This window comes from Nocardia sp. NPDC050630 (assembly GCF_044457245.1).
In the GTDB taxonomy this organism is placed as follows: domain Bacteria; phylum Actinomycetota; class Actinomycetes; order Mycobacteriales; family Mycobacteriaceae; genus Nocardia.
In genome coordinates this window covers 100,881-115,301 of sequence record NZ_JBITGN010000023.1, presented here as the reverse complement: position 1 = coordinate 115,301, position 14,421 = coordinate 100,881, and the positions used below count along the sequence as shown (strand labels likewise).

Annotated in this window: 9 protein-coding genes and 3 pseudogenes; 6 read left to right on the top strand and 6 right to left on the bottom strand. The window is 66.1% G+C overall.

Going from position 1 to position 14,421, the window contains the following annotated elements:
- Both ACIBG0_RS36290 and ACIBG0_RS36285 read left to right on the top strand, forming a co-directional pair.
- Nucleotides 1–240, top strand: a pseudogene (locus tag ACIBG0_RS36290) (hypothetical protein); the annotation flags it as partial.
- 28 nt (nucleotides 241–268) lie between these two features.
- Nucleotides 269–520: pseudogene (locus ACIBG0_RS36285) on the top strand (SLC13 family permease); the annotation flags it as partial.
- 54 nt (nucleotides 521–574) lie between these two features.
- Here ACIBG0_RS36285 and ACIBG0_RS36280 read toward each other — a convergent pair.
- Both ACIBG0_RS36280 and ACIBG0_RS36275 read right to left on the bottom strand, forming a co-directional pair.
- Nucleotides 575–1,981, bottom strand: a pseudogene (locus ACIBG0_RS36280) (heavy metal translocating P-type ATPase); the annotation flags it as partial.
- 544 nt (nucleotides 1,982–2,525) lie between these two features.
- Nucleotides 2,526–3,140 carry a disulfide bond formation protein DsbA gene (locus ACIBG0_RS36275; RefSeq protein WP_397039036.1) on the bottom strand — a complete coding sequence of 205 codons (615 nt, stop codon included), beginning with the start codon at nucleotides 3,138–3,140 and terminating at the stop codon, nucleotides 2,526–2,528.
- Nucleotides 3,141–3,277: 137 nt separating this feature from the next.
- Between ACIBG0_RS36275 and ACIBG0_RS36270 the strand changes: the two genes are divergently transcribed.
- The 4 genes from ACIBG0_RS36270 (at nucleotide 3,278) to ACIBG0_RS36255 (ending at nucleotide 6,515) form a co-directional block, all read left to right on the top strand.
- Nucleotides 3,278–5,437, top strand: a complete 2,160-nt coding sequence (locus tag ACIBG0_RS36270) for an MMPL family transporter (RefSeq protein ID WP_397039033.1) — start codon at nucleotides 3,278–3,280, stop codon at nucleotides 5,435–5,437.
- 86 nt (nucleotides 5,438–5,523) lie between these two features.
- A complete protein-coding gene (locus tag ACIBG0_RS36265) occupies nucleotides 5,524–5,793 on the top strand; it encodes a metal-sensitive transcriptional regulator (RefSeq protein WP_364348323.1) in 270 nt (89 codons plus the stop codon).
- Nucleotides 5,794–5,824: 31 nt separating this feature from the next.
- The gene (locus ACIBG0_RS36260; RefSeq protein ID WP_397039031.1) at nucleotides 5,825–6,166 is read left to right on the top strand and encodes a DUF2892 domain-containing protein; all 342 of its coding nucleotides are present in this window, start codon (nucleotides 5,825–5,827) and stop codon (nucleotides 6,164–6,166) included.
- Complete coding sequence (locus tag ACIBG0_RS36255) at nucleotides 6,114–6,515, top strand: DUF302 domain-containing protein (protein WP_397039029.1); 402 nt, start codon at nucleotides 6,114–6,116, stop codon at nucleotides 6,513–6,515. Before ACIBG0_RS36260 ends, ACIBG0_RS36255 begins: the two co-directional genes overlap by 53 nt.
- A 133-nt stretch (nucleotides 6,516–6,648) precedes the next feature.
- Here the strand turns inward: ACIBG0_RS36255 and ACIBG0_RS36250 are convergent, their stop codons facing one another.
- The 4 genes from ACIBG0_RS36250 to ACIBG0_RS36235 form a co-directional block, all read right to left on the bottom strand.
- Nucleotides 6,649–7,977, bottom strand: a complete 1,329-nt coding sequence (locus ACIBG0_RS36250; protein WP_397039026.1) for a wax ester/triacylglycerol synthase family O-acyltransferase — start codon at nucleotides 7,975–7,977, stop codon at nucleotides 6,649–6,651.
- A gap of 212 nt (nucleotides 7,978–8,189) precedes the next feature.
- Nucleotides 8,190–8,444 (bottom strand): hypothetical protein, encoded by a 255-nt coding sequence (locus ACIBG0_RS36245; protein WP_397039024.1) that lies wholly within the window; start codon nucleotides 8,442–8,444, stop codon nucleotides 8,190–8,192.
- A gap of 263 nt (nucleotides 8,445–8,707) precedes the next feature.
- Nucleotides 8,708–12,673: a trehalose-phosphatase gene (gene otsB / locus ACIBG0_RS36240; RefSeq protein ID WP_397039022.1), complete on the bottom strand. Its 3,966-nt coding sequence runs from the start codon at nucleotides 12,671–12,673 to the stop codon at nucleotides 8,708–8,710.
- 293 nt (nucleotides 12,674–12,966) lie between these two features.
- Nucleotides 12,967–14,397, bottom strand: coding sequence for a serine hydrolase domain-containing protein (locus tag ACIBG0_RS36235; RefSeq protein WP_397039019.1), 1,431 nt, complete (start codon nucleotides 14,395–14,397; stop codon nucleotides 12,967–12,969).
- Between the last annotated feature and the right edge of the window lie 24 nt (nucleotides 14,398–14,421).

Genomic DNA, 14,421 nt, shown 5'->3' with positions numbered 1-14,421 from the left:
ATTGCGGTCGGCCCAATGCCACCCCAGCACGCCACCGTAGGACCAGCCCACCACGATCGCCGGCTGCTGCACCCCCCGCGCCGCGAGGACGGCATGGCCCACGCCGACGACACCGTGATCGAAGTCGCCGCGCTGATGGCCCGCTGCCGATGCCCATTGCTCGCGGTGGTCGACGGAACCCGGACGATCGGCGTGATCACCGCATCACGGTTACTGCAGGTGGCGCTCGCGGCCACGTGAACGGCTGCCCGCACGCGGGTGATCACCGGTGACCGCGATCGCGGTCGCCACGTTCGCGGTGGCGTATCTGCTCATCGCCACCGAACGCATCCACAAAACCAAAGCCGCGCTCGGTGGCGCGGCGGTGATCCTCGCGCTCGGGGTGCTCGATTCCAGGGAGGCGTTCTTCTCCCACGACACCGGCGTCGACTGGGATGTCATCCTGCTGCTGTTCGGGATGATGATCATCGTCGGGGTACTGCGTCAAACGGGCGTCTTCGAATACACCGCGATCTGGGCGCCAAACTGTCCCGCATGAACGGTGTGTGGCAGTTCGACCCGATCGGCGAAGCCGCCGGTCGCCGGTGAGCATGACCAGTCGGTTCAGACCGGCCTCACGCAGTCGCCTAATGGTGCGGGGTGCGTGTCGGCGCAACGGGTCTCGCAGCAGGATCGCTGCGAGTTCGCCGTCGACGACGATCCAGGCGATCGCGGCCGAGTCCAGGCTTGCCCGGTTGACGACCGCGCGGGCCCAGCCGGCACTCGTGAACGGGTCGCGCAGTTTGCCGACATCAACCCGGTGGCCGTCCACGGTGCCGGACACCCCACGGCCGGCCTGCTCAGCCACTTCGGTAGGTGCCGACAGGTCGATATCGCGCGCGAGAGCTTCGGTGACTATCGCTTCGGCCAGCACGTGCGGCGACACCTGATCCACCGACGCGGCCAGCCGCATCATCTCCGCCGCCTCGCGGCCCGGCGCGGCTATCACTTCGACGACTTGGGGGCGGCCCGCGGTGAGAGTGCCGGTCTTGTCCATCACCAAAGTGGTTGCGTCGCCGAGGCTTTCCAATGCGCTCCCGCCACGCACGACGACTCCCAGGCGCGACGCCCGCGACAGTCCAGAGACGATCGCCACGGGGGCGGCCAACAGCAGCGGGCACGGTGTCGCAACCACCAAGACGGCGACCGCCCGCACTGCCGAGCCGCTCGTTGCGTAAGCGGCACCGGCGACAAGTAGCGCGAGCGGCAGGAACCACGCCGCATACCGATCAGCAAGCCGCACCACCGGTGCGTTCTCGGCGCCGGCCTGCTCGGCTAGCCGCACAATCCCGGCGTAGGTACTCTCGGCCGCCGTCGCGCTCGCACACATCTCGAACGCATCGCCGGCATTGACGACACCGCTGCGCACCGGCTCGCCAACCCCACGCTCCACCTGCAGCGGTTCCCCGGTCAGCACCGACTCGTCGAGCATCGCGACGGCATTCAGGATTCGCCCGTCGACCGGCACTATCTCGCCCGCCGCGACCACAAGCACGTCATCGACGACGACCTGGCCGAGTGGAATCACCGTCACCTCATCGCCAACACGACGGCGAGCCGACCGGGGTGCGTGCTCCAAAAGGGCGCGCAGATCCCGTGAAGCACGGCGTTCGGCGGCGGCGTCGAGGGCTCGTCCACCGGCCAGCATGACGGCAATCAATGCGCCTGCGAGATACTCGCCAACCCAGAGCGTTCCCGCCAACGACAACACCGCGATCAGGTCGACACCGGCCCGGCCCTTCACAAGCGTGGCGATCATCCAGAAGAGCGCGGGAACGAACGCCGCCACTGTCGCCCCGATCCAGAACCCGTCGGCAGCACCGCGCAAGCCGAACACCCACAGGACCGCGCCGATCGCCAGCGCTGCCACCGTGACCACCACCAGCACCGGTGCCAGCCAACCGCCCAGCCGTGCCGCCCACCACCGAGCCTGCCTGGTCATTCGACTCATCACATACTCCTCCCGACCGGGGTAAACGCCGATCCATCCCACTGGACCGCAGCGCGCATGATCGACGGAAGAGGCCGGGGGCCCTTTTGCCGATGTCCTAGGCCACCGCCGAGTCGATAGGCGGCAGTCAGGGCTTGTGGCGCGTTCATCCCGCCGGACGTACCTGTGTGGCCGATCGAGCAATCCTGCGTTCCCGAAGTCCGCACCATGATGCTGGTTCGCCCTGTCGGCGGGCGCGCGGACAGCCATGGACGACACCGTCATTGCCACCACTTTCGAGTCTGCGGGTATGACGGACACACCCGCCCTGCACATCAGCCGATGGCCGGAGCGGGTCTGCTGTCCGTTTCATTCGCTGTGCGCTACCGCGCACCCTGAGTCACCGACGTTCCCGTGAGTGCTGTCGAGCGGGTCTGACCCGAATATCCTTGGTGCCCCAGCGGTTTCGGGACAATGAACCGGACCTGGTCGCCGTGCGCTCCGCACCCGAACCACGTCGTCTTTCCGCGGCTGCGGCAGCTGACCGGGTAGCACATCAGGCGCCCTGTTCCCGTTCGGTGGTCGGCGCCCCCGAGTACGGCCGTTGCAGGGCAGCGAATTCCGGCGTTCCCGCCGCGGCGATCAGGGCGTCGAGCAGGGCGGCGCCTTTCTCGGCATCGGGAATCCGAGTGAGAACCGGGCCGAAGAAACCGTGGCCGTCGATGGCAATGATCGGGCTGCCACCACGCCCTCCCAGCACTTGCTGGCTGACTTCGTGGGCCCGGGCAACGGCTTGGTCCAATTCGCTGGCGTCGAGGGTATCGGCCAGTGACCGGTCCATTCCGAGACTTTGGAGCATGCCCGCGATGGCGGCGAGAGTGACCTCTTCCCGCTGGGCATGGGCGCTCGCGCCGAAGGCTCGATACAGGCGCGCGAACCCATCCGGCCCGTGCTGGTCGGTGACGGCCGCGAAGAGGCGTCCGAGCCGCCGCGATCTGTCGATCATGGGCCGATGATGGGAGTCGACGTCGTTGCCGTCATTGAGCACGGCCAAGCTCATCTGCCGCAGCGTGACCGGCGTCCGATGCTCGTGGGCGGCATCCAGCAGCCACTGGGCGGCCACCCATCCGAATGGGCACACCGGGTCGAGGTAGAGATCTATCGCGGCCATTTTCAGCTTCCTTCCATATCGGCGTCCGGCGACTCCGACATGCGCTGTGCCGAATGCCACCCTTCACTCTCCTATACCCCGTGGGGTATCTTCGGATCCGACATCAATATACCCCCAGGGGTATGAAGGAGATAGCGATGACCGACTCTGTGGTTGTTTCCCCGGCTCGCGACACCGCACCGCCGAGCAGCTCCGGCGGGATGCTGGGCAGGCTCGGGTCCGTGATGGCCGGGCATGCCCGGGTCGTCTTCGGCGTTTGGTTGCTGGTATTGATCGTCCTGGGCGCCGCCGCGCCGAGTGTGTTCACCTCGCTCGCGGGGGCGGGATGGCAGGCCGACGGGTCGGAGTCGGTGCGGGTGCGCGAGCTGGCGCAGCAGCATTTCGGCGGGAACTCCTCAGCGGCGGTGCAAGTGGTGGTCCATTCCGATACCGAGACCATCGAGAGTCCGGCGGTTCAGCGGGTTCTCGGCGAGGTCACCGAGATCTTCACCGGCGATGCACGCTTCGGCGAACTGATCGCACCACAGCCGGGGACCTCGATCACCCCGGACGGGCACACCGGGATTTTCATCGCCGGCGCGAACGCGTCCACCGATGACATGGTCAGGGCCGTCGACGAGCACAAGCACGCGTTGACCGCCATATCCGGCAACGGCATCGAGGTCTATCCCACGGGCAGCTCAGCGCTGTGGAGCGACTTCAACAAGGCCAACCACGACGCCATGATCAAGGCCGAAATGTTTTCCTGGCCGGTGACTTTGGCGATCATGGTGCTGGCGTTCGGATCCCTCGTCGCCGCCGGGCTGCCGCTGCTGCTCACCCTGGCGGGGCTGGTCGCCTCGGCCGGTGGACTGGTACTGCTCAACCACCTCACTCCGATCTCGGTGTGGGCAATGAACTTCGCGATGATGTTCGCCTTGGCGCTCGGTATCGACTACGCGCTGTTCATCGTCGCCCGATTCCGTGACGCACGCACCACCGCCGCCAGCCCCGAGGCGGCGGTCGCCGAAACGATGAACACCGCGGGCAAGGCGGTTGCGCTGTCCGGGCTGACGGTCCTGGTCAGTTTGTCGGCGGTGCTGATCGTGCCAGCGCCCGCGGTGCGGACGATGGCGGTCGGGATCATGTTCGCGGTGTTCTTCGTGCTGCTGGCCACCATGACGCTGCTGCCCGCGGCGTTGGGGGCGCTGGGCGGCAAGATCAATGCTGGCGCGCTGCCGCATGCCAAGCATCAGCAGCACCGCTCGCCGCGGTTCGCGGCGTGGGGTGGGCTGCTGCACAACCATCCGTGGCCGTTCGCGATCGGCGCGGTCACTGTGCTGATCGCCCTGTCGATCCCGGTGTTCGGACTGAAAGTGGCCATGCCCTCCATCCAGGTCGTGCCGACCGACGCGCCGGTGCGCCATGGCTACGAACTGATCCAGTCCCAGATGGGCGAGGGCGCACCCGGCATGCTGCAGATCATCACCCCGGCCGCCCAGGCAGCACAGGTCGCCGCAGCCGCCAAGGGAGTCGACGGGATCAGCATGGTCACCCCGCCGCAGCTCGCACTCGACGACAGCGGCCTAGCGACGATGCGGGCACTACCCGAGGTCGATCCATCGGACCCGCGGATGGGCGGAATCCTCGACCGATTGCGTGACGAGCTGCCCGCTGCCGCACTGGTCGGCGGCGCACCCGCGGAGAACCTCGACCTGCAGCAAGCTCTCGACGACTACTTCCCTATCATCGTCGCGATCATCCTCGTCCTCGGCTTCGCCCTGCTGCTGATCGCGCTGCAGGCACCGGTGATCGCCGCCCTCGGCACCGTGGTCAGCCTGCTGTCCACCGCCGCGGCCTTCGGCGTCGCGAAACTGATCTTCCAGGACGGACACGGCGCAGGACTGCTCGGCTTCACCCCGCAAGGCTTCCTGGACGGGTGGGGACCGGTGTTCTTCTTCGCCATGATCTTCGCGATCGCGATGGACTACACGGTATTCCTGCTCGCAACCGCCAAGGAACACTACGAGCACACCGGTCACCCTAAGACCGCCCAGGTCGACGGCCTGGCCCACTCCGGACGAGTGATCTTCGCCGCCGCCGCGGTCATGGTCGCGGTGTTCTTCACCTTTGCACTCTCCGAGCCGCTACCACCAAAGGAGATGGGCATCATCCTCGGCGTCGCGGTTCTGCTCGACGCGGCCGCGGTACGACTGGTGCTACTGCCGGTGCTACTGCGGCTGACCGGACACGGCGCCTGGTGGTCACCGAACTGGCTGCGCAGGGCACTCCCCTCGATCAGCTTCGCCCACCACTGAAATCACCTACGCCGCGCACCGTACCCCCACCGTATATACCCCCACGGGTATCCTTGAGTGAGGTATCCAACGAAAAGGGAAACACCATGGTCGGCAACGAAGAAACTATCGCCCAGGTACTCAACCGGCTGCGCCGCGCACACGGCCAACTCGCCGGAGTGATCTCCATGATCGAGCAGGGCCGCGACTGCAAGGACGTCGTCACCCAACTCGCCGCCGTGTCACGCGCGCTCGACCGGGCCGGATTCAAGATCGTCGCCACCGGACTGCGCGAATGCCTCACCGGACAAAGCACCGACGGTTCCGAGCCGATGACCGAAGCCGAGCTGGAGAAGCTCTTCCTCGCCCTGGCCTGAACAACCAAGGATCCCAACACGATTGGAAATCATGCACCTACCGGCTCGCCAGCGCGGCTGGTCCATCGCGCGGCTCGTGCCGCTGCTGGCAGGCACGTTCGTACTGGTCAGCACGCTGCTGGCCGCGGTGGCCTCGCCGTGGTGGCTGATAGCGACCGGGCTCGTCGGTGCGAACCTGCTGTTCTACAGCGCAATGGGATGGTGTCCGGCGACACTACTACTCCATCGCCTGGGCGTCCCCGACACCGCGACCAACTGCGCAATGCCACACACCCGACACCGCATCACCCCAACCGAACCGGCAGAAAGCAGACCGCATCATGAACCTAGCCCTCTCGACAACACTGCACACCAGCTTCGACGAAGCCGTTGAACTGACCCGTAAAGCCCTGTCCGAACAGGGATTCGGCGTCCTCACCGACATCGACATGCAAGCCACACTGAAGGTCAAACTCGGCCAGGACATGGAGAACTACCGAATCCTCGGCGCCTGCAACCCACCCCTGGCTCACCGCGCCGTCGGCGTGAACCGCCAGATCGGACTCCTCCTGCCCTGCAACGTGATCGTCCGCAGCGACCCCACGGCCGCCGACACCATCATCGTCGAAGCCATGAACCCGGACCTCATGGTCCAGCTCACCGGCGAACCCGAATTCGAACCCATCGCCGCCGAAGCCACCACCAAACTCCGCGCAGCCATCCAATCGCTACAAGACCACTGACTCGACGTCCGATGATGCGGTCGGTCAACCCACGCGCACACGGGGCACGCTGGCGGTGCGGTCCAGATACCCATACGGCTCCGGTCGTATCTGGTCAAGACGGCCGATCGCTGAGAGTCGTCTTCTGGTTTCGTTAGCGGGCACGGTCCAGCAGTTCTGTGATTCCGTGCTCGATTTCGTCGGCGATCAGGTCGATATCCGGGGTGGTGTCGTAGTCGCCGGTGATGCCGAAGGTCAGCCGGTCGGTGTAGCTGAGGATCGCGATGGTGGTGCGCAGTCGCATGGCGATCGGGATACAGGGCAGGATCTCTAGGACCTCACGGCCCTGTAGCGATAACTTCCGCCTCGGGCCGGGGACATTCGTGGCGAGCGCGCTGACACCGTGCTGGGGGTAATGCATGGCCAGCCGCAGGGTCCACGCGACGAATGCGAACGGGAGCCGGCCCGCCATCGACAGCACGGACTTCTCGGCTTCGGCCTCACCGCGTGATCGGTGTCGTGCGATGCGCTGGTGGACGGCGGTGAGCCGCTCGACCGGATCGGAGATCTCGACCGGCAGATACGGCAGCATCGCCGAAACTCGATTGTCGAGAACATATTTCGCGTCCTCGCGACGCATGGACACCGGCACCAGGATTCGGATTTTATCGGCGGTCGGTTCCTCGCCGCGCTTGTGCAGCACGGTTCGATAGGCCGAGGCGACGGCTGCGAGGGCGACATCGTTGACAGTCACACCGAATGCGGCCCGGATCTTCGCGATGTCCGCCAGTGACGTGCGTGCGACGGCGTAGCGCCGCTGTCGGCCGATCGTGCCGTTGAACGAGGATGTGCCGGTCGGCGTTACTGCGGCGTACACGACCGGAATCAGGGCCCGCGTGATGTCGAAGGCCATTCTTGGCATGGCCATCGACAGTCGAATGCCCCCGGCCGCCAAGCCGAAAGCGTTGATCCGTTGACGTGTACCGGTGCTCAGGCGCGGCGCACGTGTGCTGGATTCTGGATCGCAGAGACTCTCGAACAGGCCGATGCCGGACGCGCCGTCCACCAAAGTGTGATGGGCTTTGATGATCAGCGCCCAGCGATCCTCTGCCAGATGCTCGACGACGATGCACTGCCACAGCGGGTGGTCTCGGTCGAGTCGTTCCTCGAGTTCGGCGGCGACCAATTCGCGCAGCGCCGCCTCGTCGCCGGGCTCCGGCAGCGCCGTCCACCGCAGGTGATGTGCCAGATCGAAATTTGGATCGTCCTCCCACACCGGGGCGGCGAGATCCGCGACGGTACGGCGTACGCGCTGGCGGAGCCGACTATCGCTCACCAGGCTGCCAGCCATCGCGGCGGTGAACTCCTGGCGCGTCGGTACCGGACCGGCGATGATCGCAACCGCGCCGATCCCGAGACTGATGTGCCGGTCGGCGTCTTCCATCTCCATGAAACCCGAATCGAGCGGGCCCAATTCGCTCATCACAGCCACCTACCCCGGCAGCCGCCGAGGCCCGGCCACCGGCTGGGAAACTGCCCGCTATAACGGCAATTCTTCTCGCTGGGGCGCCGCGGGGGCAGATGCCAAGGTAACCGGGGATGGTGACGTTGGCCCCCGACACTCGGGCAAGCGCGCGGAACGGTCTCAACGACGTCCTGTGGCCGATGTCCTGTCGCGCCGGCGCGGTGCGGGGCCTACTGGCCCGGGGCGATGCGGAATACCGGATAGTCCGGGGCGATGCGCTCGAAGTCGGCGACCGGGGCATCGCGTGGTATCGGGATGTGTGGTCGCGCGCCCGGTGCCAGTTGGAGGTAGCGCCGCAGGATCGGGGCCCGGCTTTCCGGATCGACCAGCACGAGCCAGATCGTCTCCCGGCGACCGTGCCGCAGGATGGCTCGGCCGTCTGCGGCGGTCAGATTGCGCACCCAGTTGACGTTGGCACCGAGCATCGATTACCACATACCGTCGACCGTCGAATTCGGTCAGCACGATCGGAAACCAGATGAGGCGACCGCTGCGCCGCCCCCGGATCCCCAACGCGGCGACCCGGCGGGGCATGATTCCGGCCGCGAAAGCGCGGGCTGAGAGCCAATTCTGTACGCGTGCGAACAGATTCGGACGGCCGGTGCGATACAGCCAGCGCAGATAGTCGTGATACCACCGCATGATCGGCTCCTCCGTTGCCACAGTGTGCTATTCGAATCAGGGGCCGCTAGGCGCGAGCCCGGAAGGTCCAGCCGGGGGCCAGCTGTTCGATCTGTCCGCGGCATTCGATCTCGATCGGTGGCAAGTTTCCCGGCTCCGACCTGACCTCGACGTCGCTGCCGCTGATTCGGATTCTGAGTTGGTGCCCGCGGTAGGTGATCGGGAAGGTCAGCGCACCAAGGGATGACGGCCAGTGCGGCGCGAATATCAAACGCTCGGCACGGGTTTCGAGGCCCGTGAAGCAGCGTTGCAACAAGTCGATGCTGCCTGCCATCGCGGCGAGGTGGATACCCTCGGCGGTGGTGCCACCCTGGATGTCACCGATATCGGACTCGAGGACGCTGTCGAAGAATTCCATCGCTCGCTCCCGGTTGGCGCGGGCCAGCACCCAAGAATGGACGACGCTGCTCAGTGTCGATCCGTGTGAGGTCCGGGCGAGGTAGTAGTCGATGCTGCAGGGGATCATCGATGCGGGCAGGTCGTAGCCGAGTTCTCCCAGCAGTTCCCGCAGTTCGTCGGAGGACAGCAGATAGAACAGCATCAGCACGTCGGCCTGCTTGGCGGCCCGGTAGCGATTGATGTCGTCGCCCTCCGCCTCGAGTATGCGGTCCAGTCGCTGGATATCGCCGTACCGCTGCCGGTACCGTGCCCAATCCAGTTCTGCCAGTTGGTCGTAGCCCTCGAACTGGCTGATGATGCCATCATGGAACGGCACGTATATGCGGCGGCTGACGTCGGCCCAATGCTGTGGTTCCGATGGCGCCACACCGAGGGTTTCCAGCAGTTCAGTGCGTTCGCGCGGCGCGAGCAGGTCGAGCGCGTCGAGAGCGCGACGAATCACCCACACCGCCATGATGTTGGTATAGGCGTTGTCGTCGATTCCGTCGAAAGGGCGTGCGTGATAACCAGAATGGAATTCGTCCGGTCCGATCACACCCCGGATTCGGTAGCGGTCCCGGGTTGTGTCGTAGCTGGCGATACTGGACCAGAACCGGGCGATCTCCACTAGCATCTCGGTGCCACATTCGCGCAGGAACTCGCGGTCGCCGGTCACCTGGTAGTACTGCCACACGTTGTGGGCGATCGCGATGCCGATGTGATTGGCTCGCTGGCTCGGGTCGGGATTCCACCGTCCGGATCGTGGATTGAGATGCATTTGCTGGCTTTCCTCGCGCCCGTCGCTGCCGGACTGCCATGGGAACATCGCTCCGGCGAGGCCGTTTTCGTGCGCCGCGCGTCGCGCCTCGGGTAGTCGCCGGTAGCGATACCGGAGCAACGATCGGGTCAGGGCGGGAAAGCGCAGGTTGAGTACCGGGAAGACGAACAGTTCATCCCAGAACACATGTCCGCGGTACGCCTCACCGTGCAGTCCGCGCGCGGGGACACCGACGTCGAGATCGGCAGTATTGGGCGAGAGCGTCTGCAGTAGATGCAGCAGATGCACGCGCAGCACGCGGGCCGCGTTCTTGCGGTCTTCGAGTTCGATGGACAGCCGATCCCACAGGCGTTCCCAGGCCGCGACATGACCGTCGAGTAGTTGCCCGTATCCGCCCTCGGCGCTGAGCCACCGCACGACCTCCTCATCCGGCGTCGAGGTCGCGTGATCACGCCCAGTGCAGATGGTGACCGTCTTCTCCAGGGTGACCGCTGCCCCGCCAGTCACCTCGACGGTGAAATCGTGTCCGATCATTCCATCTTGTTCGACGAAATCCCCTGCCCGATTGATGATTTCCCCGTTCTGCAGGATCCTGCTGCGCGCCGCGAGTGCCACCGAAATTCCAGACCGGCTGGTCCGGACCGTCAGCAACACCGAATCAGCGGACAGCTTTGTCCCCTGCATGTCGGTGAGATGGTCGCCGGACAGCCCCCGATAGCGTTGCACCAGCTCATTTCGGACAGCTCCGTCCAGGGCCGAACGGATCACCAGGCGCCCCGACCAGTTCTCGGCGACAACCGTGGTCTCCAGAGCGCAGACATGGGGTCGGTGCATAGCGACCACCCGCCGGTGCTCGACCGCGGTGATCCGGCCCGCGGCGTCGCGGAACCGGAAGCGGCGGGTGAACACGGCCCGGCGCAGGTCCAGTTCCTGCCGGTAGAACAGCAGTTCGGTGGTGTCGAGGTCGAACCACGGGCCGTCCTCGATCCGGAACGACACCGGCAGCCAGTTCGGCAGGTTCACCAGACTCTCGTTGGCGACTTGCTGCCCGGCGATCTCGTCGGTGAGCCGGTTGTAGATGCCAGCCGCATAAGTCCCGGGATAGTGGTGCTCCCCCGCCCGTGCTTCCGGCGCCGCGCCGCGCGTAGCGAAGTAGCCGTTGCCGAGCGCGCACAATGCTTCTCGGAGTTTCTCCGTGTGGGGGTCGTAGCCGTCGAAGGCCAGTGTCCAGGCATCGGCCGTGTCCGCGTCGGATTCGCGATGCAATGTCCCGGCGAGTCGGTCGAGGAGTTTCCTGGCCCGGTCCGGCCCGTCCACCGCGAACCGTGCGGCCGTGCGCCGATCGCCATCCTCACTGTGGCGCACCACGATTCCGATCCCGTGTGCGGCGACCGCGTCGAAGGCGTCCTCATCGGTGAGATCGTCGCCGAGGTAGATCGGCAGCTCCGGGCGGGCGAGCTGATCCAGGATCCAGTCCAGCGCCCGGCCCTTGTCCCAATCCGTATCGGGGCGCAACTCGGTAACCTTGCGACCGTTGGAGATACGAAGCCCGGACTGTTGCGCGACCGCATGGACGGCGCCGATCACACAGGCCACCACCTCCGGCGCGGCGTTGCGGTAGTGCACCGCGACAGCGAATCGCTTGTGCTCCACCAGAATTCCGGGAATTTCGGCCAATCGACGGGTCAGCTCATCCGCGGCAGCGGCAATGGCGTGCTCGGCGGTCGGTGCCGCGTCGTGCACGTGGTAACCGCCGGCCGGATCGATCAATTCGAAACCATGGCTGCCCGCATACCAAATCCCCTCCAGACCAACCCGCTTGCGCAGGTCCGTGAGATCGCGACCGCTGATGATCGCGACCGGGCAGATACCGGCGAGTTCGGTAATCGCGGCCGCCACGCCGTCGACCAGGACGGCGGCATCCGGATCGGGCACGATCTGGGCGAGCGTTCCGTCGAAGTCCATCAGCACGGCCACATTCGCGGTGTCGAGCAGAGCAGATATCCGGGGCCATGACTCCAGCGCACCCGGAATCTCCGACATGCGTCGGAACCCAGCGCGCACCCGCACCTCGGCCAGATCGGCAACCACGACATCGGCCCCATGCGCGCGCAATTGATCGGCGTGCCCGGTTCGATCGATACCTATCACCAGCGCGAAACCGCCGCGCCGCCCGGCCGTCACCCCCGCTTCGGCGTCCTCGGCCACGACCGTCCGGCCCGGATCCGCGCTGAGCCGCCGAGCCGTCTCGACCAGCATGGCCGGATCGGGTTTCCCCGGCAGCCGGAGGTTTTCGGCGACAGCGCCGTCGACATGTACCGCGAACAGGTCCCCGATTCCGGCCGCCTCGAGCACCTGGGCACAGTTGCGGCTGGCGGAGAAGACCGCCGTACCGATCCCCGCGTCCCGCAGTTCACGCACCAAGGCGACGGTGGACTCGAAGACCGGAACGCCGTCGCGGGCCAGCCGATCCTGGAACAGGTGATCCTTCCGATTGCCGAGACCGCACACCGTGGCAGCGTCCTCCGGATCGGACGGATCCCCCCAGGGCAGCGAAATACCGCGTGCGGTAAGGAAATCCGCCACACCGCTATATCTCGGCTTGCCGTCGACGAAGCGCTGGTAGTCCACCGCGGTGAATGGCGAGCGGTCCTGCCCGGGCTCGGCGGGCCGAGACGCCAGGAAGGGGTCGAACAGTTCGGTCCACGCGGCGGCGTGCATCGATGCGCTGTCGGTGACCACACCGTCCATATCGAAGATCACCGCGTCATATCGGCGCGCGTCGATCAATTGTGCGACCTGCTCGCCTGTGCTCACAGCTCAAGGCTGGGGCGATTTGTCGGCCCGATCAAGAGCCGGAGGTCATGTGGAGAGGAGCCGAATGCCCCCGACACATCCAGGCGATCGGGCGGATGCCGGGAACCGAGGCTCCTGCTCGGCCGCGGCATCACACCGCACCATCGGCGTACGGCGATGGCGGGCCGCTGGCTGGAGCACAGCGCTCGCCCGCTTTCGCCAACCCAACCGCCTCGACCAGCCGCCCAATCCGGTGTTTGCGCCGCGGCGACCGTGCGGACCGACATCGGCGCCACACGCGGCTGATTCCTCGTTTATCGGTCGCCGCGGCGCAGCAGCGTCATCGGTACTAGATCGAAATGCATGCGCATCGAGTCGCCCGCCGAGTCCCGCGTGAACACGATCCGGCCCGTACCGATGCCGAACCGGGTGAGGTCGACCCGGAATACCCACGGATCGCTGGGGTCGTCAGGATGCAGCGGCAATCCGCGCAGCAAGCTCGGAACGGGGGTCAAGAGCCGCAGCACGGGCCTGCCGGAATGGATCCGGACCTGCACCCCAGCGCCGATCATCGAACGGGCACGAAGATCGGTGAGGGCGCCGGGCAGGCGGTAGTAGCCGCAGATCTCGTTCCAGATCTCCGGATGGTGACCGACATCGGTTCGAATCGCGTCGGCACGCACACCCAGCAGATCATTCATCAGCTCGGAAACCTCCGCGGGTAGCCACAGCATGGCACGGTGCGCGCCGTTCGTGCTTGCGAAAATCCCGAGCCCGTCGTCGGGCGCGACCCAGATCTGGGAGTCGAACCCGGGCAGTATGCCCTGATGTTCGACGATTCGATGACTACCCGCGACGCCACGGAAGAAAGCCAGACCCATCCCCGGTATCCGCCGATCCGGCTGATACTGCGGCTCGAACATCGTTGCCAGCGTGCTGAATTCGACAACCGCGCCGAATTCGTTGGCCCCGCCGCCGGAGAGCGCTGCCAGATAGCGCGCCATGTCGCGGGGCGTCGAGTAGGCCGACGCGGCTCCAGCGGTCACCATCTCGCGAAGGGTGATGGCGCGTGGTCCGCTGCCCCGCAGGTGGTAGCCCGTCGCGAGGCGTGCGCGCATGCTCGGTGTGAGCTCCAGGTCGGTATCGGTCATGCCGAGTGGTCGAAAGATGTTCTCGCGCAGATACTGTGCCAACGAGGTTCCACTGACGTCCGCAATGATCTGCCCGAGCGCGGCGAACCCGTGGTTGGAGTAGGTCCACCGAGTGCCGGGTTCGGCCCGCAGGCGCAAGCCGGCTCGGTAGTAGTCCGCCAGCGCTGGGATCGGCGTGCCCGGATCCATGCTCTCACCGAAGTCCGGCCGCAAAACCCTTGCGGGATGCGCTGTCTCGCCGATCCCTGCGGTGTGGGTCAACAAGTGGCGCACGGTGGCGGGCCGAAAAGCGGGGTCGGCGGGAACGAGCGGGAAGGCGCGCAGGTACTTCTCCACCGGGACATCGAGGTCGAGCAGGCCCCGCTGCACCAACTGCATAATCCCGAGTGCGGTGAACGTCTTGGTGATCGACGCGACCCGCACCACCGTACCCACGGTCATGCGCCGATGCGCGGCGAGATCGGCGAAACCGTTGCCGGAGAAGAACTCCAACCTCCCCGCCCGCACGACCGCCAATGCCGATCCCACCATCGCCCGACGAGCCGGCAAAGCTTCGACCCGATCCCCCACACTGTTTCGTTCGATCACCGACATCGCGACTCCGATCGTCTCCTGGGT

What these genes read in the sequence shown, in the direction of transcription:
- ACIBG0_RS36250 (WP_397039026.1), bottom strand. Translation starts at nt 7,977, where the DNA reads ATGAGCGAATTGGGCCCGCTCGATTCGGGTTTCATGGAGATGGAAGAC.
- ACIBG0_RS36275 (WP_397039036.1), bottom strand. Translation starts at nt 3,140, where the DNA reads ATGGCCGCGATAGATCTCTACCTCGACCCGGTGTGCCCATTCGGATGG.
- ACIBG0_RS36235 (WP_397039019.1), bottom strand. Translation starts at nt 14,397, where the DNA reads ATGTCGGTGATCGAACGAAACAGTGTGGGGGATCGGGTCGAAGCTTTG.
- ACIBG0_RS36265 (WP_364348323.1), top strand. Translation starts at nt 5,524, where the DNA reads ATGGTCGGCAACGAAGAAACTATCGCCCAGGTACTCAACCGGCTGCGC.
- ACIBG0_RS36245 (WP_397039024.1), bottom strand. Translation starts at nt 8,444, where the DNA reads ATGCTCGGTGCCAACGTCAACTGGGTGCGCAATCTGACCGCCGCAGAC.
- ACIBG0_RS36260 (WP_397039031.1), top strand. Translation starts at nt 5,825, where the DNA reads ATGCACCTACCGGCTCGCCAGCGCGGCTGGTCCATCGCGCGGCTCGTG.
- ACIBG0_RS36255 (WP_397039029.1), top strand. Translation starts at nt 6,114, where the DNA reads ATGAACCTAGCCCTCTCGACAACACTGCACACCAGCTTCGACGAAGCC.
- ACIBG0_RS36270 (WP_397039033.1), top strand. Translation starts at nt 3,278, where the DNA reads ATGACCGACTCTGTGGTTGTTTCCCCGGCTCGCGACACCGCACCGCCG.